Annotated in this window: 20 protein-coding genes, 1 riboswitch and 1 other annotated feature; of the genes, 5 read left to right on the forward strand and 15 right to left on the reverse strand. The window is 43.7% G+C overall.

The genetic code is table 11. The features are described from left to right. Window positions 1-4 precede the first annotated feature (4 nt). From hisC to tet(35), 4 genes are all read right to left on the reverse strand, one after another. Entirely contained in the window at window positions 5-1,045 is a 1,041-nt protein-coding gene (gene hisC, locus R7P35_RS07200; protein ID WP_086046628.1) for a histidinol-phosphate transaminase, read from the reverse strand. An 18-nt stretch (window positions 1,046-1,063) separates the two neighbouring features. Then, window positions 1,064-2,356 carry a histidinol dehydrogenase gene (gene hisD, locus R7P35_RS07205; RefSeq protein ID WP_213904733.1) on the reverse strand — a complete coding sequence of 431 codons (1,293 nt, stop codon included), beginning with the start codon at window positions 2,354-2,356 and terminating at the stop codon, window positions 1,064-1,066. Window positions 2,357-2,361: 5 nt separating this feature from the next. Further along, window positions 2,362-3,258, reverse strand: a complete 897-nt coding sequence (gene hisG, locus R7P35_RS07210; RefSeq protein ID WP_005378180.1) for an ATP phosphoribosyltransferase — start codon at window positions 3,256-3,258, stop codon at window positions 2,362-2,364. A gap of 53 nt (window positions 3,259-3,311) precedes the next feature. After that, window positions 3,312-3,449: a sequence feature (His leader region), on the reverse strand. Between the two features lie 180 nt (window positions 3,450-3,629). Next, window positions 3,630-5,231 carry a tetracycline efflux Na+/H+ antiporter family transporter Tet(35) gene (tet(35), locus tag R7P35_RS07215; RefSeq protein WP_005378182.1) on the reverse strand — a complete coding sequence of 534 codons (1,602 nt, stop codon included), beginning with the start codon at window positions 5,229-5,231 and terminating at the stop codon, window positions 3,630-3,632. A 109-nt stretch (window positions 5,232-5,340) separates the two neighbouring features. Beyond that, window positions 5,341-5,523, reverse strand: a riboswitch (Lysine riboswitch). Between the two features lie 581 nt (window positions 5,524-6,104). On the opposite strand from tet(35), the gene R7P35_RS07220 reads away from it, so the two are divergent. Then, window positions 6,105-6,512 (forward strand): H-NS family nucleoid-associated regulatory protein, encoded by a 408-nt coding sequence (locus tag R7P35_RS07220; protein WP_005378185.1) that lies wholly within the window; start codon window positions 6,105-6,107, stop codon window positions 6,510-6,512. 127 nt (window positions 6,513-6,639) lie between these two features. Here R7P35_RS07220 and R7P35_RS07225 read toward each other — a convergent pair whose 3' ends face one another. Together R7P35_RS07225 and R7P35_RS07230 are read right to left on the reverse strand one after the other, a co-directional pair. Continuing rightward, the gene (locus tag R7P35_RS07225) at window positions 6,640-7,944 is read right to left on the reverse strand and encodes an inosine/guanosine kinase (RefSeq protein ID WP_005378187.1); all 1,305 of its coding nucleotides are present in this window, start codon (window positions 7,942-7,944) and stop codon (window positions 6,640-6,642) included. A 117-nt stretch (window positions 7,945-8,061) separates the two neighbouring features. Beyond that, window positions 8,062-8,331: a hypothetical protein gene (locus R7P35_RS07230; protein ID WP_005378190.1), complete on the reverse strand. Its 270-nt coding sequence runs from the start codon at window positions 8,329-8,331 to the stop codon at window positions 8,062-8,064. 188 nt (window positions 8,332-8,519) lie between these two features. Here R7P35_RS07230 and mnmA point away from each other — a divergent pair, with 188 nt between their 5' ends. The 3 genes from mnmA to purB all read left to right on the forward strand — a co-directional run bounded on the left by mnmA (window position 8,520) and on the right by purB (window position 11,796). Further along, window positions 8,520-9,644 carry a tRNA 2-thiouridine(34) synthase MnmA gene (gene mnmA / locus R7P35_RS07235; protein ID WP_005378192.1) on the forward strand — a complete coding sequence of 375 codons (1,125 nt, stop codon included), beginning with the start codon at window positions 8,520-8,522 and terminating at the stop codon, window positions 9,642-9,644. A 10-nt stretch (window positions 9,645-9,654) separates the two neighbouring features. After that, complete coding sequence (hflD, locus tag R7P35_RS07240) at window positions 9,655-10,272, forward strand: high frequency lysogenization protein HflD (RefSeq protein WP_005378194.1); 618 nt, start codon at window positions 9,655-9,657, stop codon at window positions 10,270-10,272. A 153-nt stretch (window positions 10,273-10,425) separates the two neighbouring features. Next, window positions 10,426-11,796 (forward strand): adenylosuccinate lyase, encoded by a 1,371-nt coding sequence (gene purB / locus R7P35_RS07245; protein ID WP_005378198.1) that lies wholly within the window; start codon window positions 10,426-10,428, stop codon window positions 11,794-11,796. Between the two features lie 133 nt (window positions 11,797-11,929). On the opposite strand, the gene R7P35_RS07250 is transcribed toward purB, so the two are convergent. The 9 genes from R7P35_RS07250 to htpX all read right to left on the reverse strand — a co-directional run bounded on the left by R7P35_RS07250 (window position 11,930) and on the right by htpX (window position 19,148). After that, window positions 11,930-12,463 (reverse strand): DUF3833 domain-containing protein, encoded by a 534-nt coding sequence (locus R7P35_RS07250; RefSeq protein WP_213904734.1) that lies wholly within the window; start codon window positions 12,461-12,463, stop codon window positions 11,930-11,932. Then, window positions 12,463-13,056, reverse strand: coding sequence for a chalcone isomerase family protein (locus R7P35_RS07255; RefSeq protein ID WP_138939996.1), 594 nt, complete (start codon window positions 13,054-13,056; stop codon window positions 12,463-12,465). Before R7P35_RS07255 ends, R7P35_RS07250 begins: the two co-directional genes overlap by 1 nt. Continuing rightward, window positions 13,016-13,528: a DUF2878 domain-containing protein gene (locus R7P35_RS07260; RefSeq protein ID WP_182016337.1), complete on the reverse strand. Its 513-nt coding sequence runs from the start codon at window positions 13,526-13,528 to the stop codon at window positions 13,016-13,018. Before R7P35_RS07260 ends, R7P35_RS07255 begins: the two co-directional genes overlap by 41 nt. 6 nt (window positions 13,529-13,534) lie before the next feature. Continuing rightward, a complete protein-coding gene (locus tag R7P35_RS07265) occupies window positions 13,535-14,791 on the reverse strand; it encodes an SAM-dependent methyltransferase (RefSeq protein WP_017821710.1) in 1,257 nt (418 codons plus the stop codon). Then, window positions 14,785-15,603, reverse strand: a complete 819-nt coding sequence (locus R7P35_RS07270; protein WP_213904735.1) for a DUF1365 domain-containing protein — start codon at window positions 15,601-15,603, stop codon at window positions 14,785-14,787. Before R7P35_RS07270 ends, R7P35_RS07265 begins: the two co-directional genes overlap by 7 nt. A 1-nt stretch (window position 15,604) precedes the next feature. Beyond that, window positions 15,605-16,915 (reverse strand): NAD(P)/FAD-dependent oxidoreductase, encoded by a 1,311-nt coding sequence (locus tag R7P35_RS07275; RefSeq protein ID WP_213904736.1) that lies wholly within the window; start codon window positions 16,913-16,915, stop codon window positions 15,605-15,607. Window positions 16,916-16,927: 12 nt separating this feature from the next. After that, window positions 16,928-17,653, reverse strand: coding sequence for an SDR family oxidoreductase (locus R7P35_RS07280; protein ID WP_054577961.1), 726 nt, complete (start codon window positions 17,651-17,653; stop codon window positions 16,928-16,930). Beyond that, window positions 17,650-18,069, reverse strand: a complete 420-nt coding sequence (locus R7P35_RS07285) for a nuclear transport factor 2 family protein (protein WP_005378211.1) — start codon at window positions 18,067-18,069, stop codon at window positions 17,650-17,652. The genes R7P35_RS07280 and R7P35_RS07285 overlap by 4 nt, the downstream gene beginning before the upstream one ends. Window positions 18,070-18,278: 209 nt before the next feature. Then, window positions 18,279-19,148, reverse strand: a complete 870-nt coding sequence (gene htpX / locus R7P35_RS07290; protein WP_005388085.1) for a protease HtpX — start codon at window positions 19,146-19,148, stop codon at window positions 18,279-18,281. Between the two features lie 509 nt (window positions 19,149-19,657). Here htpX and R7P35_RS07295 point away from each other — a divergent pair. Next, window positions 19,658-19,825: a hypothetical protein gene (locus R7P35_RS07295; RefSeq protein ID WP_005378215.1), complete on the forward strand. Its 168-nt coding sequence runs from the start codon at window positions 19,658-19,660 to the stop codon at window positions 19,823-19,825. Window positions 19,826-19,880: the final 55 nt, after the last annotated feature.

The raw sequence follows: 19,880 nt of genomic DNA on the forward strand, positions 1-19,880 counted from the left end.
CTATTTATGCGTAGTAGTTTCTGATAAATCCAAGCGTTTTTTCGCACTCGTCACGGTTACCCACACTGATACGCACACAGTTTTCAATTGGCGAGTTACGCAAAATAATGCCCGTATCCCAAGCCGCTTTGAAAAGGTCATCGCCATCTGGGAATTTCACCAATAGGTAGTTCCCCCACCCTTCAAACACTTCCAAGCCCGGAATCATTGAAAGGCCAACTTGCAAGTAAGCACGGTTTGCATTCAAATCGAGAACTTGAAACTTCGCTCGCGCTAAACCAGCTTCCGAAAGCGCCTGAGTCGCAATTTCTGCCACTGGAACTGGGACTGGGTAAGGTGCGATAACTTTAAGAAGTACATTAATCAGCTCTTCGTTCGCAAGCGTAAATCCACAACGTAGACCTGCAAGCGCAAAAGCTTTCGACAGAGTACGCAGAATTGCAAGGTTCGGGTATTGCGCCAGTAGGTCTACCGTTGACGCTTCTGGACAAAAATCGATGTACGCTTCATCCATCACCACGATTGCACGGTCTTTTGTCATCTCAAGCAGAGACACAATGTCCTCACGCTTAACCAAGTTACCTGTTGGGTTGTTTGGCGAACATACAAAAACCAGTTTCACGTTATCCAGATTAGCTTCGATGCCTGCAAGGTCTAGTTGCCAATCTGACGTTAGCGGCACGGTTTTGCACTCTACACCGATGGTTTCTGCACTGATGGCGTACATACCGTAAGTCGGTGGGCAGTAAAGAATCGCATCTTCACCCGGCTCACAGAATGCACGAATCAGTAGTTCAATACCTTCATCCGCACCACGAGATGTTAATGTTTGCTCTGGTTTCACACCCGCATAGGCTGCGTAAGCAGAAATCAGTTCTTTAGGCTGACATTCGCTGTAACGATTAAGACGAGCAAAGTCTGTTTTGTATTCATTGTTAAATGGTGATTCGTTGGCATTTAGCCATACGTCACCCGTACCACCGATTCGGCGAGCCGACATATAAGGGGTAAGCTGTTGGACTTGTTTACGCGCTAGCTTTTCCATCTCATTACTCTCTTATTCTTACTTACTTGCTAATTTTTCTACGCGGATAGTAACAGCACGTTTGTGAGCGTCCAGACCTTCCGCTTCAGCCATCGTGACTACCGTTGGTGCAAGGTTCTTTAAACCATCAGCAGAAAGCTCCTGAACCGTCATTCGTTTAGAGAAATCCGCCAAACCTAAGCTTGAATGAGTACGTGTGTAACCGTAAGTAGGAAGGACGTGGTTAGTCCCCGATGCGTAATCTCCCGCAGATTCAGGCGACCAATCCCCAAGGAAGATAGAGCCTGCATTATCAAGTAGAGGTAGAAGCTCACGAGGGTTCTTAGTCTGAACAATCAAGTGCTCAGGACCGTAGTAATTGGAAATAGAAACTGACTGCGTCATCGACTCGGAAATAATGATCAAGCTTGATGCCAGAGCCTTTTCTGCGATGTCTGCACGAGATAGCTCCTTAAGCTGACGTTGAACCGCATCCGTCACTTGATCAGCAATCACAGGAGAAGGAGTCACCAATACCACTTGAGAATCAGGACCGTGTTCTGCTTGGCTCAAAAGATCCGCAGCGATAAAGTCTGCATCTGCGGTTTCATCGGCAATCACAAGAACTTCTGATGGCCCTGCTGGCATATCAATCGCAGCACCGCGGAAATCATTGCTAACCTGTCGTTTTGCTTCGGTCACGTAAGCGTTGCCCGGACCAAAGATCTTATCTACTTTCGATACAGTCTCGGTGCCATAAGCCATTGCAGCAACTGCTTGGCCACCACCGACGTTGTACACTTCATCAATGCCACACAGCTTCGCGACATAAAGGATCTCATCAGCGATTGGCGGTGGAGAACAAAGAACGACTTTACGACAACCTGCAATTTTTGCAGGAACGCCGAGCATCAAAACAGTCGATGGCAAAGGCGCACTTCCACCAGGAATGTACAAACCCACTTTTTGAATTGGACGTGTTACTTGTTCACAAAGAACACCTGGCTGCGTTTCCACCTTGATCGGTTGCGGCTTTTGCGCTTTGTGGAACTTAGAAATATTGGCGTAAGCTTGCTCTAGTGCGCTCTTCATTGACTCTGACAAACGCTCTGACGCTGCCTTAATTTCCTGAGAAGAAACACGAATGGATTCAGGCTTAACACGGTCAAACTTTTCTGTCAGCTCAATAAGAGCAGAGTCACCTTCTTCTCGAACTTTAGCAATAACTTCGGCCACAGCAGTGGTGATATTGGCACCTTCTGCAATAGCAGGGCGCTCCAAAATAGAGTCTTGCTGATTCTCACTTAATGATTGCCAAACGACTGTTCTCATGATGCTTACTCCATCATTTTTTCAATTGGTAGAACGAGAATTGAACTTGCGCCCAACTCTTTCAGCTGTTCCATTGTTTCCCAGAATAGGTTTTCAGAACTCACTAAGTGAACAGCCATTTTCTGCTTATCTGCAGAAAGAGGAAGAACAGTTGGGTCTTCAGCACCTGGCAGTAGTGCTTTAATTTGATCTAACTTCTCTGCTGGGGCGTGAAGCATAATGTACTTAGATTCTTTCGCTTGCTGCACGCCTTGCATGCGAGTTAACAGCTTTTCGATTAGCGCCACTTTGTCTGCGTCGAACTCACCTGTGCGTTGAATCAATGTCGCTTTTGATTTGAAGATAATTTCAGCTTCTTTAAGGCCGTTCGCTTCCAGTGTTGCACCTGTAGAAACCAAATCAGCGATAGCATCAGCGAGACCCGCGCGAGGCGCAACTTCTACAGAGCCTGTCAGCATACATGTAGAGAATGGAACGCCGGCTTCATCCATGTACGCTTTTAGAAGTTGAGGATACGTTGTAGCAATACGCTTGCCAGCTAAGTCTTGTGGACCGTTGTACTCTTCGTCCTTGTCGATTGCGATAGATAAACGACAGCCACCAAAATCAAGTCGACGAAGCTGAACAAACTCGCAGGGTTCACCTAATGCTTTGCGGTCAAGGCGAACTTCTTCTAGTTCATTTTCGCCAATAAAGCCAAGGTCAACCACGCCATCCATAATTAAACCTGGGATGTCGTCGTCACGAACCAAGAGTAAATCAATTGGCATATTTTCAGAATGGACAACTAAACGCTCGCCCATTACGTTGAACTTTACGCCGCACTGTTTTAGTAGAGCTTGACTCTCTTTGCTAAGACGACCTTTTTTCTGAATTGCGATTCTTAAACGTTGTGTTTGCATTGCTTTGTCCCTATGCAAGATTTTGATATCTAAGTATTTTTCAAACTAATAAAACTAAAAAACCCTCGGGAGATTGAAGTCTCCCGAGGGTTTAAAATCTGCTTTTACTTTGATTTTACCTCCGGGAGTTTCCTGCCTCCCGGGTATGCGTACATCGCCCGAAAGACTAGATTGGGTGATGATGGTGATGAATGTTCATTACAAAATTACGCATACTTATTTCAAGGCTCTTCTCATTTGCTTTGTTACCAACCACACTAACCAAGCTGATTACTTTTTTCAACCCTTAATTTTAAAAAAATTCGAATTGTATAATACAAATAAAAAAGGAGGCCGAAGCCTCCTACAATTTCACCTTTTAAATCAGTGAATTACGCACTCTGGCAAGACGCTATTTTAGACTTTGAAAGCCATGACAAAATAGCGCAAACGATAACGAATGTTATCGACGCTGCAATAAACGAAAACGCAATTGAAGCAGTCATACCAAGGGCAATAAAGCCCACGCATGAAACAAGCGCGACTGATAATGCATAAGGTAGCTGTGTTGATACGTGATCAATGTGGTTACAACGTGCACCCGTCGATGACAAGATAGTCGTATCTGAGATTGGTGAACAATGGTCACCGAATACCGCACCAGCTAAAACCGCACTCAGCATCGGTAGCATTAGCGCTACGTCTGTTGCGCCAGCCATGTCACCCGCGATTGGTAGCATAATGCCGAACGTACCCCATGAAGTACCTGTTGAGAACGCCATTAGGCCAGACAACAAGAATAGGATAACTGGTAGCCAGTGTGGGTTAATGTTGCCCTGCGCCATTGTCGAAAGGTAAGTACCAGTCTTCATATCACCGATAACAGAACCAATGGTCCAGGCAAATACTAAGATTAGAATCGCACCAAACATAGACTTAGCACCAATCCAAAGTGTACGTGCGATCTCAGCCATTGGTAGACCTTGCTTCACAACAGTAAACAGTGCAACAGCTAAGCCAAGCAAGCTACCGTAGATTAGTGATGTACCTACATCTGTATTTTCAAAAGCACCAAGAAGCGCAAACTCCTTACCATCAGCAGCCAATGCTTGGCCACCCGTGTAAAGCATTGAAGCGATAGTCGCGATAATCAGCGTTACGATAGGAAGTATCAAATCTGACACTTTACCCTTTTCACTTTCACGGATATCTAGCTCTTCGTTTAGGTCATGCGCTTCTTGCGAGTCATTTTCTTTGTCTTTATCAAAGCCACGACCTTGCGATGCAGAGATTTCATGCTCACGCATTTTACCAATATCAAGACCAAACCACGCAACAGCGAACACCATTAGCAGCGCAAAAACGGCGTAGAAGTTCATTGGGATAAGACGAACATATGCGCCAAGAGCCGAATACTCTGTGATCCCATGTGAGACTAAGATCCCGCCAATAATAGTAATAATGTAAGCACCCCAGCTAGAAGCAGGCATAATTACACACATTGGAGCAGCGGTTGAGTCTAGAATGTACGCAAGCTTAGCGCGAGACACATAAAAGCGATCGGTTACTGGGCGAGAGATCGCACCAACAGCAAGGCTATTAAAGTAATCATCGACAAAAATGAATACGCCTAAAAAGGCGGCAAGAAGTTTGGAGCCGCGTTTACTCTTCACTCGAGATTGTGCCCATTCAGCAAAAGCACGAGTACCGCCAGATAGCGTTAATAAAGCTGTTGTCATACCTAATAAGATTAGGAAACCAACAATGCTCATGTTCCAAGTGTTAATTCCGCCATCTTCAATAAAGACAGAAGAAACTTGAGAACTGACGTAACCTGCGGTGTCGCTGATAGACCAGCTATTAAGTAGCACCGCACCTAGCACGATACCTACACCCAAGGAAACTAATACACGTCGAGTCAAAATCGCCAAAGTCAAAGCGACAATAGGTGGCAATAATGAAACAGGAGAACTAGAAAAATCTATTAAATTCATGATCTTCAAAAACCAAAGTTTGGCTAGAGATCTACTGCAGACAAGTCACGTAGCATACGATACGTGCTCATGTTGAACTTAGCGACAGGGAAGCGAACACTCCACCCAACCCTACAGTAGCGCTCCATAGTTTAATGTGAATATATACTATGGCAGTGTTGTTCCTTTCAGATACAACCCCAGCAAGTAACTTTGATGAGTTACTTACTTCGGCAATCTTCGCCTTCCACTATTATTCATTGGCATCACCCCAATAATAGCTACTCTTCGAGACCGCGCCTCTACGGCAACAACAAACAATTAACCACTAACTGTACAAATTAACAACAAATTGTCTGCAATATTGCATCAGGTGGCAGCCATTGTACTTATGATGAGAGTCAATGCAACACATCAAACTAAATTAAACAAATAAATAATGACTGAGATAATTTATAAACCTTGCCTACTTCCATAAGTTTTGTGCAACTGAAATCACATCAATCATGTTATTTATGAAACATTATTACTACCTTAGAAATATCATGGTTTATCTTATATCAATAAATTAAGGATATATGACACACCATTAAAGATGGATGCTTCATATTTTTAAGTAATAACTCAAATTTTTTTATAAAAAACCAAGCTGTCACTCTCTCTATACAATAATGATTGTTGATTTTAGTTCTCATCTAATAATGATTTATTTCGAGTGTAATAATATTAATTGCTTTAAAAAATAGTCAAATTTAAACAAAATCTTGATTTAGCATTTGCACATAAGGAAAAGATAAAGTTAAATATAAGGACTCTTGTTTATTTATAGATTGGCATTATTTAATCGTAACGATAAAAAGTGCCCAACACATTAACCTTTTAATAGGAATCGTTATGTCAGAGCTGACTAAAACCCTTCTAAATATCCGTAGCCTTCGTGCATTTTCTCGTGAGCTGACTCTAGAACAATTGGAAGAAGCTCTAGATAAACTCACTACTGTCGTAGATGAGCGTCGTGAAGCAGAAGAAGCAGAACGCGCAGCACAAGCAGAGCAAGAAGCTAAGCTTGCAGAGATTGCTGAGAAAATCGCTCAAGACGGTATTGACGTAGAAGCACTTATTACTGCGCTATCTGGCGAAACTAAGACGAAAGGCAAAGCGAAGCGCGCACCTCGCCCTGCTAAATACAAATACACAGATTCAAACGGTAATGAGAAAACTTGGACTGGCCAAGGTCGTACACCTTCGGCGATTCAAGAGCAACTTGATGCAGGTAAATCTCTGGATGAGTTCCTAATCTAGATCCGTGCTATTTTTAAAAGGCTCCCATAGGGAGCCTTTTTTATTTAAACCATTACAAATAAAAAAGGCACATTTCTTAATGTGCCTTTTACTTTAGTTACAGAATAGTTAATTAAACCGCTTCGTATTAACGTTCCCAGTATGCTTCTTCTAGGCTATCTTCTCGCTCAGGAAGTCCGCGCGACAATCGTGGTGAATGTTGCACGAGAACTTCGTAGCTAGCACGGTTTGCGTATTTGCAGACTTGAGAAAAAGAAGAGTAAGTTAAATACTCGTTACTGTGCTTGCTTGAATTAGGCACATTTTCTTTATGGTATTTATTTGCTGCCATATCATGAAGAACAGCAGATAACGCGGCATCACCTGCGCCATTTGTATTCTTAATTTTTTCTGGGCCACCCATATATGGCGAGATATGCGAGTACACTTTTATTGGCGTCTCGCATGAGTCTTTTTTCGCCGGACGACTGAATTCATAACGATTAAATTCAGCAATTGACCCTGGAAGTAATGGCAAAGAAGTTTCGCGCTTCGCGCTATCTTCCGTATACCCAGCCATAAATAGACCTACAGGACCCGCCGTGCACAATACTAGATCAGCCCACTCCAATGTTTTATCAGACGCAGCAAGTGGATCAGATTCCCCCGTCAGAGCTTCTGCTTCATCTTCATTCATCGCAACGACAGAAACGTTATCTCGAATGAATTCTTGCCAATATTTAGGATCATCTTGAATAACAAACTTTGTGCCTAGAGTCAGAACAACAGGCACATCATTCTTTTTCGCGTACTCAATCGCTTTCATTGTTGCTTCCGGCATTGGGTCGCCGTCTTTGCAACGTACTAGATATGACGTCAGTACAAGTGCTGATGCATTTTTAAAGATTTTCTCTGGAATGCTATCAGGATGGAGTTGGTTCATTTGCCCTTCGCTGATAGCAAAAGTACGTTCACCGTCTTCTGTGATAAGAGCAAAACAACGGCCAATTGCACCATCTACACCTTGTAGGTAGTTCAAATCCATGCGGCTTGATGTATTACAAAGATAACGGTAACCGTAGCTGCCAATCTTAATATCCTGGCTCATCACTCCAAGTAGTGTGGAGCGATCATCCGCTAGCACGGAGTAGTTATGTAGCGTGTTACCAATTGTACCGCCCGCATACTCATTGGTAATCAAGTTCTCTTCTTTCAGTTGCTGGTATAACTCTTCTGCTCTTTCGTCATCGATAACCAGAGAGTGACCTTTACTCAGACCGTACTTTTCAATCACATCCGTTGTAACTTTTGCTTCAATATCAACCAAGGTTTGGTCAATACCAATGATGTGAGTGCGCGTCATCTTCTTGCTTTCTTGTGCTTGGCTCACCAGCGGGTCACGAGCATGAACAGGAAAATAGTGCTTCGATTTGCGTTGTCCAGGAAATTTCATATTGTCAGTCTGAGTAAGGGGATGAAAAGGAGAGCGGATTCTATACCGCTAATAATAAAGCAGCAATAAAAGCGATTATAGCAAACGTTTGCTGACAGCTTTTTTCTTTTAGGTGGCTTATTCACCTTCCATAAAGCTGAGATCTGGTAGTTGCTCAAGGTGCTCGCTATAACGCTTTAGGTTGAACTCACCTTCATTCTTCATTACATCAAAAATCTCAATTGACATCGCACATGCCATCATCGCAACCGCATCTTCACGTGGTGTGCCAGTCATCATTAAACGCATAAGGGTTTCTTTTACTTTAAGCGGGTTGCCATCTTCGAGCTGGTTTTCAACAATTTCAATCAACTCACTTTCTTGCATAAATTGGTTTTCTTCTGTCATTTGATGTTTCCTCTTGGATTTTGGCCAACTATGCCATATATACCTCTTCTATACTTGCGAAATTACTCGTTCGAATCTTTGTTGAAGAAAAATCCAGCGAAACGAATTGTGATTTCGATCTCGGATCTGTCACCGGTCTGTGGATTCTGATAGAATCTGCATCCCGTTTATTTAAGTGGTGTTTAGTAATGTCTGATAACAGCCAAAAGAAAGTCATCGTCGGTATGTCCGGCGGCGTTGATTCATCTGTTTCCGCGTATCTTCTAAAGCAGCAAGGCTACCAAGTAGAAGGCCTTTTCATGAAGAACTGGGAAGAAGATGACAACGAAGAATATTGTACAGCGGCAGAAGATCTTGCTGACGCTCAGGCAGTATGTGACAAGCTAGGCATCCACCTACACACTATCAACTTTGCTGCCGAATACTGGGATAACGTATTTGAGTACTTCCTTGCTGAATACAAAGCGGGCCGTACTCCGAACCCTGACATTCTTTGTAACAAAGAAATCAAGTTCAAAGCATTCCTAGAATTCGCTGATGAAGTACTTGATGCTGATTACATTGCAATGGGCCACTATGTGCGTCGCTCTTTCCCAGAAAACGGTGAAAAACCACAAATGTTACGTGGTCTAGATGGCAACAAAGATCAAAGCTACTTCCTGTACACATTAAGCAACGAGCAAATCGCACGTAGCCTATTCCCTGTTGGTGACCTAGAGAAACCAGAAGTACGCCGCATTGCGGAAGAGCAAGACCTAATTACTGCTAAGAAGAAAGATTCAACTGGTATTTGTTTCATCGGTGAACGCAAGTTTACGGAATTCCTAGGTCGCTACCTTCCAGCTCAGCCTGGTAATATCGAGACTCCAGAAGGCGAAGTGATTGGTCAACACCAAGGCCTGATGTACCACACACTTGGTCAGCGTAAAGGTCTACACATCGGTGGCCGTAAAGGCGGCGGTGGTAACGAGGACCCATGGTTCGTTGGTGAGAAAGATCTAGAACGTAACGTTTTGATTGCTGTTCAAGGTAAAGACCATCCAATGTTGAAATCAGAAGGTCTACTTGCATCACAACTTCACTGGGTAGATCGTGAGCCAATTCGCGATGTTATGAAGTGCACAGTGAAAACTCGTTACCGTCAGGAAGATATTCCTTGTACAATCATCCCTATCGATGATGAAAACATTAAAGTTATCTTTGACGAGCCACAAATTGCTGTAACTCCAGGTCAATCAGCAGTGTTCTACAAAGGTGACGTGTGCCTAGGTGGCGGCATCATCGAGCAACGCATTAAATATTCTCAAGCTTAGGAGTCGTTACGTGGCGAATACACTTTATGACCGTACTATCGCTTTCGCTGGGATTTGCCAAGCTGTTGCTTTAGTTCAACAGGTAGCGAGAAACGGACATTGTGATCAAGATGCTTTTGAAACATCAATCAACGCTATTTTGAGCACGAACCCTGCTAACACAGTTGGCGTATTCGGTCGCGAAGCCGATCTAAAGCTCGGCCTAGAATGCTTGGTTAAAGGGATTGATAGCACACCATCAGGCAGTGAAATTACTCGTTACATTATTAGTTTAATGGCGTTAGAACGTAAGTTAAGCTCTCGTAACGATGCTATGTCTCAGCTTGGTGATCGTATTCAAATGGCCAAGCGTCAGTCAGAGCACTTTGAGCTACTAGACGATCAAATGATCAGCAATTTAGCGAGCATCTATCTGGATGTCGTTAGCCCTATTGGCCCACGCATTCAAGTAACGGGCACGCCATCTGTACTGCAGCAGACGGCAAGCCAACACAAAGTTCGTGCGCTGTTGTTATCTGGCATTCGTAGTGCAGTTCTTTGGCGTCAAGTTGGTGGTAAGCGTCGCCACCTAATCTTCGGGCGCAAGAAGATGGTAGAGCAAGCACAAATCCTTCTTGCTCGTCTGTAGTAAAATATCAAATAAGCAGCTCGCGTTTATCGCGAGCTCATTTTTTTCGACTAAAACAAATCTCGCGCAAACGTTTGCGCAATATTCGTGACAATTGCCACAGTTATTGGTATAAAGCTCACGAAATTTAGAAACCCAATTCAGGAGAACATCATGGAACTGTCAGCATTGACTGCTGTTTCACCAGTAGACGGCCGTTACGGAAGCAAGACAATTGCGTTACGCGAAATTTTCAGTGAATACGGTCTACTAAAGTACCGTACTATCGTTGAAATCCGCTGGCTACAAAAGCTTGCTGCTACTGCTGAAATTGCAGAAGTGCCAGCGTTTAGCGCAGAAGCAAACCAATTCCTAGACGACCTTGCTGCAAACTTCTCTGAAGAAGATGCACGCCGTATCAAAGAGATCGAGCGTACAACTAACCACGACGTAAAAGCGGTTGAGTACTTCCTAAAAGAGAAAGTAGCAGACGTTCCTGAACTGCACGCAGTAAACGAGTTCTTCCACTTCGCATGTACTTCTGAAGACATCAACAACACATCACACGCTCTAATGCTTAAAGAAGCGCGTGAGAACGTGATTCTTCCAGAAATCCGTAACCTAATCGACGCTATCAAAGCACTAGCAGTGGAATACCGCGACATTCCTCTTCTATCTCGTACACACGGTCAGCCTGCTTCTCCATCTACTATGGGTAAAGAAATGGCAAACGTGGCGTACCGTATGGAGCGTCAATTCAAGCAAATCGAAAACGTTGAAATCCTAGCGAAAATCAACGGTGCAGTAGGTAACTACAACGCACACCTTTCTGCTTACCCAGAACTAGATTGGCACAAGTTCTCTGAAGAGTTCATCACAGAGTCTCTAGGCGTAACTTGGAACCCTTACACAACTCAAATCGAACCGCACGATTACATCGCTGAGCTGTTCGACGCTATCGCTCGTTTCAACACTATCCTGATTGACTTCGACCGTGACGTTTGGGGTTACATTGCACTAGGCCACTTCAAGCAAAAAACTATTGCTGGTGAGATCGGTTCTTCAACAATGCCTCACAAAGTTAACCCAATCGACTTTGAAAACTCAGAAGGTAACCTAGGTCTTGCGAACGCTGTATTCGGCCACCTAGCACAGAAGCTGCCTATCTCTCGTTGGCAGCGTGACCTAACTGACTCAACAGTTCTACGTAACCTTGGTGTTGGTGTTGGCTACGCAATCATCGCTTACACTTCTACGCTTAAAGGCATCAGCAAGCTAGAAGTAAACCGTGAAGCGCTTCTTGCTGAACTAGACAAGAACTGGGAAGTACTAGCAGAGCCAGTACAAACGGTAATGCGGCGTTACGGCATCGAGAAGCCATACGAGAAGCTAAAAGAGCTAACTCGTGGTAAGCGTGTTGACGGCGAAGCAATGCGTAACTTCATCGACGGTCTTGAGCTTCCTGAGCACGAGAAAGCACGTCTGAAAGAGATGACGCCAGCGAACTATATCGGTCAAGCAATCGAGCTGACAGATAAGCTGTAATCCTCCTGTAACGACCAGATACCTAAAAGGTTGACGCGAAAGCGTCAACCTTTTTTAGTTAGGAGAGTTAGGTCGGGAGAAAATAATTTTAGTTATATGGAATGGATTATTAATTGAAGATCTGCCCCATTTGTTATGGCTGCTTTTGGAAGAACAAGGTTATTGTTCCTACCTCCACACCAAACTTTTTTATTTTCGTTAGATTGAAAACGTGTCTGTCATCCTGACGGTAAAGCCAATCATCAAAAGCAACCGTCACTGATGAATCCTCCATTTGTAGCTCAAAGTCATATTGCCACTGTAACGCATTGCCCTGCTCTTCCCCTGTTGCTACACCTATAATATCGTCTGCCTTACCTTCATAACGACCGTCTTCTAATCTAGTGATAACCCAAATTCGCTGGTCCACCTCTCCGTCATCAAACACGAAGTCTTCCACCAGCGTCAGCGTATCACCCGCTGCAGTACCCACTATATCGACTTCAAAGCGACGCGTTTGCTGTCCGGTATAATCTTGCACCATCCCCCACGCCTTTATGTCGCCTTCGAAATAACCGAATACGTCAAAAGTCGGTGTAGAAGAGCGGTAATTATCAATGTCTGCGGAACATGCCGAAAGAAAAACAGCTGCCACTAAAGTCGCTGATTTAAAAATTCGTTTAAACACTATCTAACCTGCCCTATCAATTGTTTTCGGAGCTTCGGAAATTCTGTGTTGGGTGATAACCATATAGCCAAAAATGCATCGTTCATTCGTTCGTCCTCAATGATGCCAACGTTCTTTACTTGCACGTCCCCAACCTGCTTATAAAACAGCTGACCAGATTTTCCATCTGTTAGATAAGTAAGCTCGTCACCTTTTTGAATATCAGGAAACATACGATCGAGCTCGCTGATCCAAGTTTTTCGATATGAGTCAGTAAAACCCAATTTCGCCCACTGCTCATCCGTCACATCAAGCAGCTGTTGCTTACTGATGTCTCTCTTGTAATTAATTTCCAATGCAAGGGGATGTGGCGATACGTCATCGCTTACGATGAACTTTCCATCAGGCGCTTTTAATCTTGAGTGATAAATATCGAAGATGAACCAAGTAAGTTGGGCTTCTCCAACAGTTTTCCACCCCTTCCAATTCGCAATGTTGCTGGCAGCTTCGCTATTTCCAACAGGTTGAGCTTGCAGAGCAAAAGAACCAGTTACTATTACCAACGCAAGCAACCTAGTCAGTCTCTGAGTTAAGTCTCTCTTCAAGCTTTTCATTTCCGTACACCTTGAGTATCAAGAGCATCATGACGCACCATTCGACAAACAACATTGCCAGTGTAGCGCCAGTGCTAAATCCAAATTCAACGGCTTGGAGCTTATAGCCAGCAAAGTAGCTCGCTGTTCCTCCGAGTCCGCCTACTATTGATACGTAGGTTTTTGGGAAACGGTGCAAAATTGACTTGAGTTGATAGGCATACCAGGCGAACAGAATCCAAAGGCACAAAAGCCAAAGGGGTAACCATTGAGTGGCAAACATGAAAATTGAAAATTGCTGATTTAATGTATCAAGCACGAGACCAATCGTGGCGATAACACCAATACTTTTGAGCGAAGATGCGTCAGTTTTCAAACAATATAGTAGGGTTGCCAAAGTAAGGAATAACGTCACCCATTGCCATTGATAGGTTCCAAGCACCGCTGCAAACCAGCAGAGTTGGAACCATGTCGAAGCAAGAAACACCTTCATAACGAACTACGGGCGTTGAAACGTCATGTGAACGGCACTGATCGTGCGAGCCAAAAAGCCACCTTCACAGTAGCTCAAATAGTAGCGCCACATACGCACAAAGCGGTCGTCGTAGCCAAACGAGCGCACTTCATTCTCTGCTCGATTAAAACGTAAGTGCCATTCGTTCAGCGTCTTGGCGTAGTCCAAACCAATATCGAACAAGTCTCGCGTCACTAAGTCACTGTACTTTGTTGTTGCTTGGGTTAGTGAGGTTACCGACGGTAAAAAACCACCCGGGAAAATGTACTTTTGGATAAAGTCGACGTTGTTACTGTAGTAATCGTAACGCTGATCGGCAATCGTAATCGCTTGAATCGCCATCAAGCCACCAGACTTCAATAAAGACTCACAGACCTTAATGTACGAAGGCAAGAATTGTTTGCCCACAGCTTCAATCATTTCAATAGAAACGAGCTTGTCATAAGTGCCGGTTAAGTTACGGTAATCTTCTTTGAGTAGTGTGATTTTATCTTCTAAGCCACGCTCTTTGATTTTTTGCTCCGCGTACGCGTGTTGCTCTTCAGATATCGTTGTTGTGGTGACCTGACAGCCGTATTGTTCGGCCATGTAAATCGCCATAGCGCCCCACCCTGTGCCAATTTCAACAACATGATCAGTGGGCTTCAGCTCAAGTTGCTGACATAGACGATCCATTTTGTTGATTTGAGCCTGCTCTAGAGAGTCATCCGCATGATTGTAAAGCGCCGACGAGTACAGCATATTGGTATCAAGGAACGCTTCGTATAGGTTGTTACCCAAGTCGTAATGCGCATGGATATTTTTACGTGAGTTCTCTTCAGAGTTTCTGTTTGACCAATGACTGAACTTGTACAGTATTTTAGTCAACCAACTGCCTTGCTCTTCGAGTTTATCTAGAGCACGCATGTTAAGGGCCATCAGTTTCATTAATGAGGTTAAATCGGGGCTATCCCACCACCCATCCATATAAGCCTCACCAGCAGCAATACTGCCGCCCTGCAAGATCCGTGAATAAAAGCCTGGATGTTTTACCTCTATAGTAGCGACAACAGGTTGACCACTGTACTCCCCATTTGGCGCACTAAAACGCTCGCTTCGCTCTGTCGTTTCCGTCTTAAAACTTTCAATAACTGTTAAGCAGCCGATTTCCATTTTTTGCAGACATTGAAAAATAACTCCGCGAGCCGCTTTTTGCGTTGTCGTCAATTTACGCGGCAATGTCATAGAACTAGTATTTAACATGCAGAATTCTCCTTGTGCTTTTTATTTTTTTTGTCTGTTTTTTCAGTATCGGCTTCTATTTCTTCATGCGTTGAATATTTAGGATGAGAATAAAAAGGTGCGCCTTTCACCCAAAGTTTTAATGCGTGCCAATAAATACCAACCATTACTTTTACCGTTTGTATTGGTGTAACGATCAAACACCTCAATAAGGTTTTGCTTGAAAGTGGCTTGGCTTTCATAACCATGGTGGCATCAAAGTGTTTCTCTCCTTTGTGACATTCAAGATGAATATTCAACTTGTCTGTCAAAGGTTTAATTCTCCAGCGGTAGAGTTGGTCAATCGGGTTGAATGGTGAAACATGGAATGCTTTATCTTGTTCCCAACCAAACTTTTCTTCTTCTTTATCTGCTGACACCACGTAGTAATGTCGTTCATTCCAAGGAGTGTTACTCACCTCTGCGAGGACATACTTCCATTCTCCTTCCGTGTTATAAACGTAGTAGAAATTAACGGGACTGAAATAAAGTCCTAGATAACGCAAGTGACAGACTGCGATTACCTTGCCGGTACAGCGAACACCTGTCAGTTCTTCAATTTTGCTGTGCACTGCCGACTTGACGCTACCTTCACCAATGTAATCACTGCGTTTGAAGCGTGCCCAATGCCACCAACGCGAACCAAAACCCCATACTTTTTTCTCTAAAGCATCGAGCTCGTCTACATCGATGGCGGGCATAAATAAAGAGTAGTTCAACTCATGATTCACAGGCGTGAATCGACGGTGACGAACGTTGCCTATAAACAATCGGCTGTTCATTTGGCTATCCATATCACGCTGCGCCTTTTTCGAAAGGAACCACATTTTGTTCGCGGTACTTTTCTTCTAGTTCTTTCACAACATCAAGCGCGCTACGCACGCCATCTTCATGAAAACCGTTGTACCAATAAGCGCCGCAGAACCAGGTACTTTGTTTGCCCTGTATCTCATCTTTGCGCTGCTGCGCTGCAATAGACTCAGTGGTGAATACTGGATGATGATAAGTGAACGAACGCAAGACTTTATTTGAGTTAATTTGCTCAGTACTGTTCAACGTTACACAAAACGTGTGCTCTGATTGAATATGTTGAAGAATGTTCATGTTATAAGTGAGCGAAGGGAGGCGTTGCTGTTCCTCTTCACTGCCTTCCAATAGGTAGTTCCATGATGCCCATGCTGCCTTACGTTTTGGTAGTACGGCAGAGTCGGTATGAAGAACAACTTCATTTGCTTGGTATGTCATATCCCCCAAGATTTCCTGCTCAATTGGGCTAATATCCTCTAGCATTCTCATTGCTTGATCACTGTGACAAGCAAAGATAACGTCATCAAACCAATGCGTTTCTCCGCGAACTTGAACGCCAACCCCTTTTTCGTTGCGAACCACTTTTTTGACAGGACTATTAAGACGAATACTCTCGGCAAAGCCTTTGGTCAATGGTGGAATGTATGAACGTGAACCACCTTTAATCACATACCATTGTGGCCGGTTAGTCACATCTAGCAGACCGTGGTTGAGGAAGAAACGTAAGAAGAACATAAGAGGGAATGCACGCATGTCAGCTAAAGTCGACGACCAAATCGCAGCACCCATCGGTAATATGTAGTTATCGGTAAAGAAAGCACTGAATTTGTGTTCATCAAGGAACTCACCTAACGTCTGAGAGTGCGAGGATTGCTCGCTAGCGAAGCGCTTGGCAAGTTTATTGAAACGAAGTATCTCGAAGATAAATCGATAAAATTTAGGGTTTGCCCAGTTGCGTTTTTGAGCGAACAATGTCGACACTGTGTGGCCGTTGTACTCTAGTCCGTTCCCATCGTTTCTGACACTGAAGCTCATTTGAGTCGGCAGACCTTCAACGCCAATCTCGCTCATCATTTTAATGAAATTAGGGTACGTACGGTCGTTATAGACGATGAACCCAGTGTCTATCGCGTATTCTCTACCATCAAGGCTCACATCAACGGTTGCAGTATGGCCACCGATGTAATCGTTCGCTTCAAAAAGCGTTACATCATGTTCTTTATGCAAGTAATAACCACAAGTAAGGCCAGAGATTCCCGTTCCCACAATCGCTATCTTCTTTCTTCCTGCTGTTTTCATTTTTATTCCTTCTTATGATACGAGTTTAGCAGTTAGGCGAGCTTGCCAACTGTATGGAAGTAACGAGATAAAACGTAAAATACTGGTAAATCTCGCTGGGAAATAGATATAGGTCTTGTTGGCGGCTAACTGCTTCCTGATAGAGTCCGACGCTTGCTGAGTAGAAATGATCATTGGCATTTCGAAGTCGTTTTTGTCAGTCAACGGCGTTTCAACAAAACCAGGAAACACCGTTACCACTTTGATCCCTTTCTTTTTCAAGTCGACGGCGAGCGTGCGTGCAAAATAACTGACTGCCGCTTTGGATGCGCCGTAAGCTTCTGCACGAGGCAGTGCCACTTCTGATGCGATAGAGCCAACAATAACAATGCGGTGCCCTCTCTCTAAATGTACTTGGCAGCCTTCAACGCAGTTGGCAACACCGACAACATTTACGTTCATCACACGCGCCATGAGTTTCGCGTCGACCACTCCCTCATCCATGTACTCACAATCGCCTGCGTTAAAAACCCATGTGTTTGGCGTAAAGGGCAAATTAGAGAGCGCCTGCTGAGTTTCCTCATAATTTGTCACATCAAACTGCAATGTATGAATTTTGGAGGAAACTGCCTCCAGTTCTGCAAGAACATCTTGATTCCGACCACAAGCAATCACATTCCATTCTGAGGTCGCGTAATCTAGGGCAAGCTGTCTTCCTATTCCGGAGGTGGCGCCTGTGATTAAAATGGTGTTGTTCATTGTCCTAACCTCTGCTTGATGGTTTTAACGACTGAACCAAGTAATGGTAAATGCTCATAGAGCATCTCTCCGAGATCAAAATAGTCTCGGTGATAAATGACCTGACCTTCGCTAAATTTGAGGTGCGAAACACCATTGACGAGAATAGGCGCCCCCTTCTGAAGTTTGGGATGCTGAAGGTCCATTGTCCAAGTTAGGAAGCCTGTATCTCCGACTTGTTGATGCTCATGGATTACAAAATCACAACTGATGACGTTGGCATATAATGAGGTGAAATAATCCGAAAGTGCTGGCCATCCTTCTAAACGATGCGCTGCGTCCTCAAATACTACATCTTGGTGATATATATCCTTAAGCAGATGTAAGTTCGCTTTGTTGAGCTTTTGATAGATATTGCCAACAGACTGTATGTCCATTTTTTACTCCTACACGCCCATTAAGTTGTACAAAATTATTATATGTACAAGATAGTTCATTCCTCCAAAGTTGTACAAAAATAATTTTGTATAACTTTATTTCTGTAAGTAGTACGTGATGAAGTTCGCACGCGATCAATCGGCGAAAAAAAAGGCTTGGTCAAAACCAAGCCTTTTCAGCAGATTAACAATTATTTAAGTAGGAACAATTAGTATTGCTGGCCTCGCAACGCTGCAATACGTTTATCTAGCGGAGGGTGGCTCATTAGTAGCTCAGTCAGCGACTGCTTGCCATTGATACCAAACGCCATCATGGTCCCATCCAGTTGAGATTCATGACTCACCTTCAAACGCTCTAGAGCCGCAATCATTTTTTCTTTGCCAACGAGGCGCGCAGCACCTGCGTCCGCGTGGAATTCGCGATGACGGCTGTACCACATAGTCAAGAAGCTAGCTAGGAAACCAAATACCAGTTCAAGCACCATGGATACGCCAAAGTAAACCATCATATTTGTACCTTGGCCTTCTTCATCATCGTTCGATGCCACGATATTGGCAATAAAGCGTGATAGGAAGATAACAAACGTGTTCACGACACCTTGCATCAACGTCATCGTGACCATATCACCATTTGCAATATGGCTCACTTCGTGTGCAAGTACTGCCTCTGCCTCATCACGAGTCATATTGTGTAAAAGACCAGTAGAAACTGCGACAAGAGAGTCATCTCGTTTTGCACCTGTCGCAAATGCATTGATATCTGGTGAATCATAAATAGCCACCGTTGGCATACCAATACCCACTTGTTGAGCTTGACGACCCACAGTTTCGACTAACCAATGCTCCGTTTCGTTGCGCGGGCTTTCAATGACCATACCACCAACCGAGCGTAGTGCCATACCCTTTGACATCATCAACGAAATAAATGCGCCACCAAAACCAAATACAGCAGCCATTACAAGTAAACCTGACAGACTGCCTGGTTGCATTCCAGTTACAGCGTAAACAATATTCAGAACAACACTAAGCACTAGCACGACAGCTAGGTTAGTTGCTAGGAATAACATAATTCGCTTCATTACTTTTCTCCGAGGAAGCTTATCGTTTTTTTAAAACGGATTGTTATAAGGAACAAATGGTAATCGCTATAAAAGCCAATTCCGTTGATTTTCATGTTCCGTGCGTTATAGATATAGTCTATCCGCGATAAAAACAAGGTTAAGCAATAAATTGCAACATTTGTTTTCGGGACTGAAATATTTGATTCAAGCGATTTCAAAACATGCTTTGGTAGGAGCTGGAACCTCCGTTCATATACATTTATCAAAATGATAAAATAAGCTCTGAGCTACCCATCATCTATTGATAGATGATCTTGGTGTTAAATCTATCACCTCTTCGCAACTTAGCTAGAAATTTTTTAATAGACCAAAAACAGTACGTTAGCTCTGCTATAGACTTTGGTCTTATTGTGCGGCCACATGGACATGCTAAATTCGAATGAGATGAACAAAACAGAGCCACTCTAAGTACATTGCAAAAAGTGCATTGGGTGAGCTCAAAAACTCCATGTATTGAGGGAAAAACCATGGTAGAAACTAACGACTATCAAATGGCTATTGATTTACTACGTTGTCACCTAGGCATCTCAGAGGACGAGGCAAAGCAACAACTTGGTATTTCAACCGATCATCATATGTCTCAGCGTGTTGCAGAAACACAACAAGCATTGATGGGGCTCAGCCAAGATAAGTAATCTGACTTTTTAGGTTACACCAACAAGAAAGGGCTGCATTGCGCAGCCCTTTGGG

It is taken from the genome of Vibrio sp. Vb0304, assembly GCF_033338995.1.
GTDB classification, from domain to species: Bacteria; Pseudomonadota; Gammaproteobacteria; order Enterobacterales; family Vibrionaceae; genus Vibrio; species Vibrio alginolyticus.

Excerpts from the sequence above, each read along its gene's own strand:
- R7P35_RS07285 (WP_005378211.1), bottom strand. The coding sequence starts at position 18,069 with ATGGACATACAGTCTGTTGGCAATATCTATCAAAAGCTCAACAAAGCG.
- hisG (WP_005378180.1), bottom strand. The coding sequence starts at position 3,258 with ATGCAAACACAACGTTTAAGAATCGCAATTCAGAAAAAAGGTCGTCTT.
- R7P35_RS07270 (WP_213904735.1), bottom strand. The coding sequence starts at position 15,603 with ATGGATAGCCAAATGAACAGCCGATTGTTTATAGGCAACGTTCGTCAC.
- R7P35_RS07275 (WP_213904736.1), bottom strand. The coding sequence starts at position 16,915 with ATGAAAACAGCAGGAAGAAAGAAGATAGCGATTGTGGGAACGGGAATC.
- R7P35_RS07265 (WP_017821710.1), bottom strand. The coding sequence starts at position 14,791 with ATGTTAAATACTAGTTCTATGACATTGCCGCGTAAATTGACGACAACG.
- R7P35_RS07280 (WP_054577961.1), bottom strand. The coding sequence starts at position 17,653 with ATGAACAACACCATTTTAATCACAGGCGCCACCTCCGGAATAGGAAGA.
- R7P35_RS07295 (WP_005378215.1), top strand. The coding sequence starts at position 19,658 with ATGGTAGAAACTAACGACTATCAAATGGCTATTGATTTACTACGTTGT.
- hisD (WP_213904733.1), bottom strand. The coding sequence starts at position 2,356 with ATGAGAACAGTCGTTTGGCAATCATTAAGTGAGAATCAGCAAGACTCT.
- R7P35_RS07225 (WP_005378187.1), bottom strand. The coding sequence starts at position 7,944 with ATGAAATTTCCTGGACAACGCAAATCGAAGCACTATTTTCCTGTTCAT.
- hisC (WP_086046628.1), bottom strand. The coding sequence starts at position 1,045 with ATGGAAAAGCTAGCGCGTAAACAAGTCCAACAGCTTACCCCTTATATG.
- R7P35_RS07260 (WP_182016337.1), bottom strand. The coding sequence starts at position 13,528 with ATGAAGGTGTTTCTTGCTTCGACATGGTTCCAACTCTGCTGGTTTGCA.
- htpX (WP_005388085.1), bottom strand. The coding sequence starts at position 19,148 with ATGAAGCGAATTATGTTATTCCTAGCAACTAACCTAGCTGTCGTGCTA.
- purB (WP_005378198.1), top strand. The coding sequence starts at position 10,426 with ATGGAACTGTCAGCATTGACTGCTGTTTCACCAGTAGACGGCCGTTAC.
- R7P35_RS07255 (WP_138939996.1), bottom strand. The coding sequence starts at position 13,056 with ATGAAAAGCTTGAAGAGAGACTTAACTCAGAGACTGACTAGGTTGCTT.
- R7P35_RS07220 (WP_005378185.1), top strand. The coding sequence starts at position 6,105 with ATGTCAGAGCTGACTAAAACCCTTCTAAATATCCGTAGCCTTCGTGCA.
- mnmA (WP_005378192.1), top strand. The coding sequence starts at position 8,520 with ATGTCTGATAACAGCCAAAAGAAAGTCATCGTCGGTATGTCCGGCGGC.
- R7P35_RS07230 (WP_005378190.1), bottom strand. The coding sequence starts at position 8,331 with ATGACAGAAGAAAACCAATTTATGCAAGAAAGTGAGTTGATTGAAATT.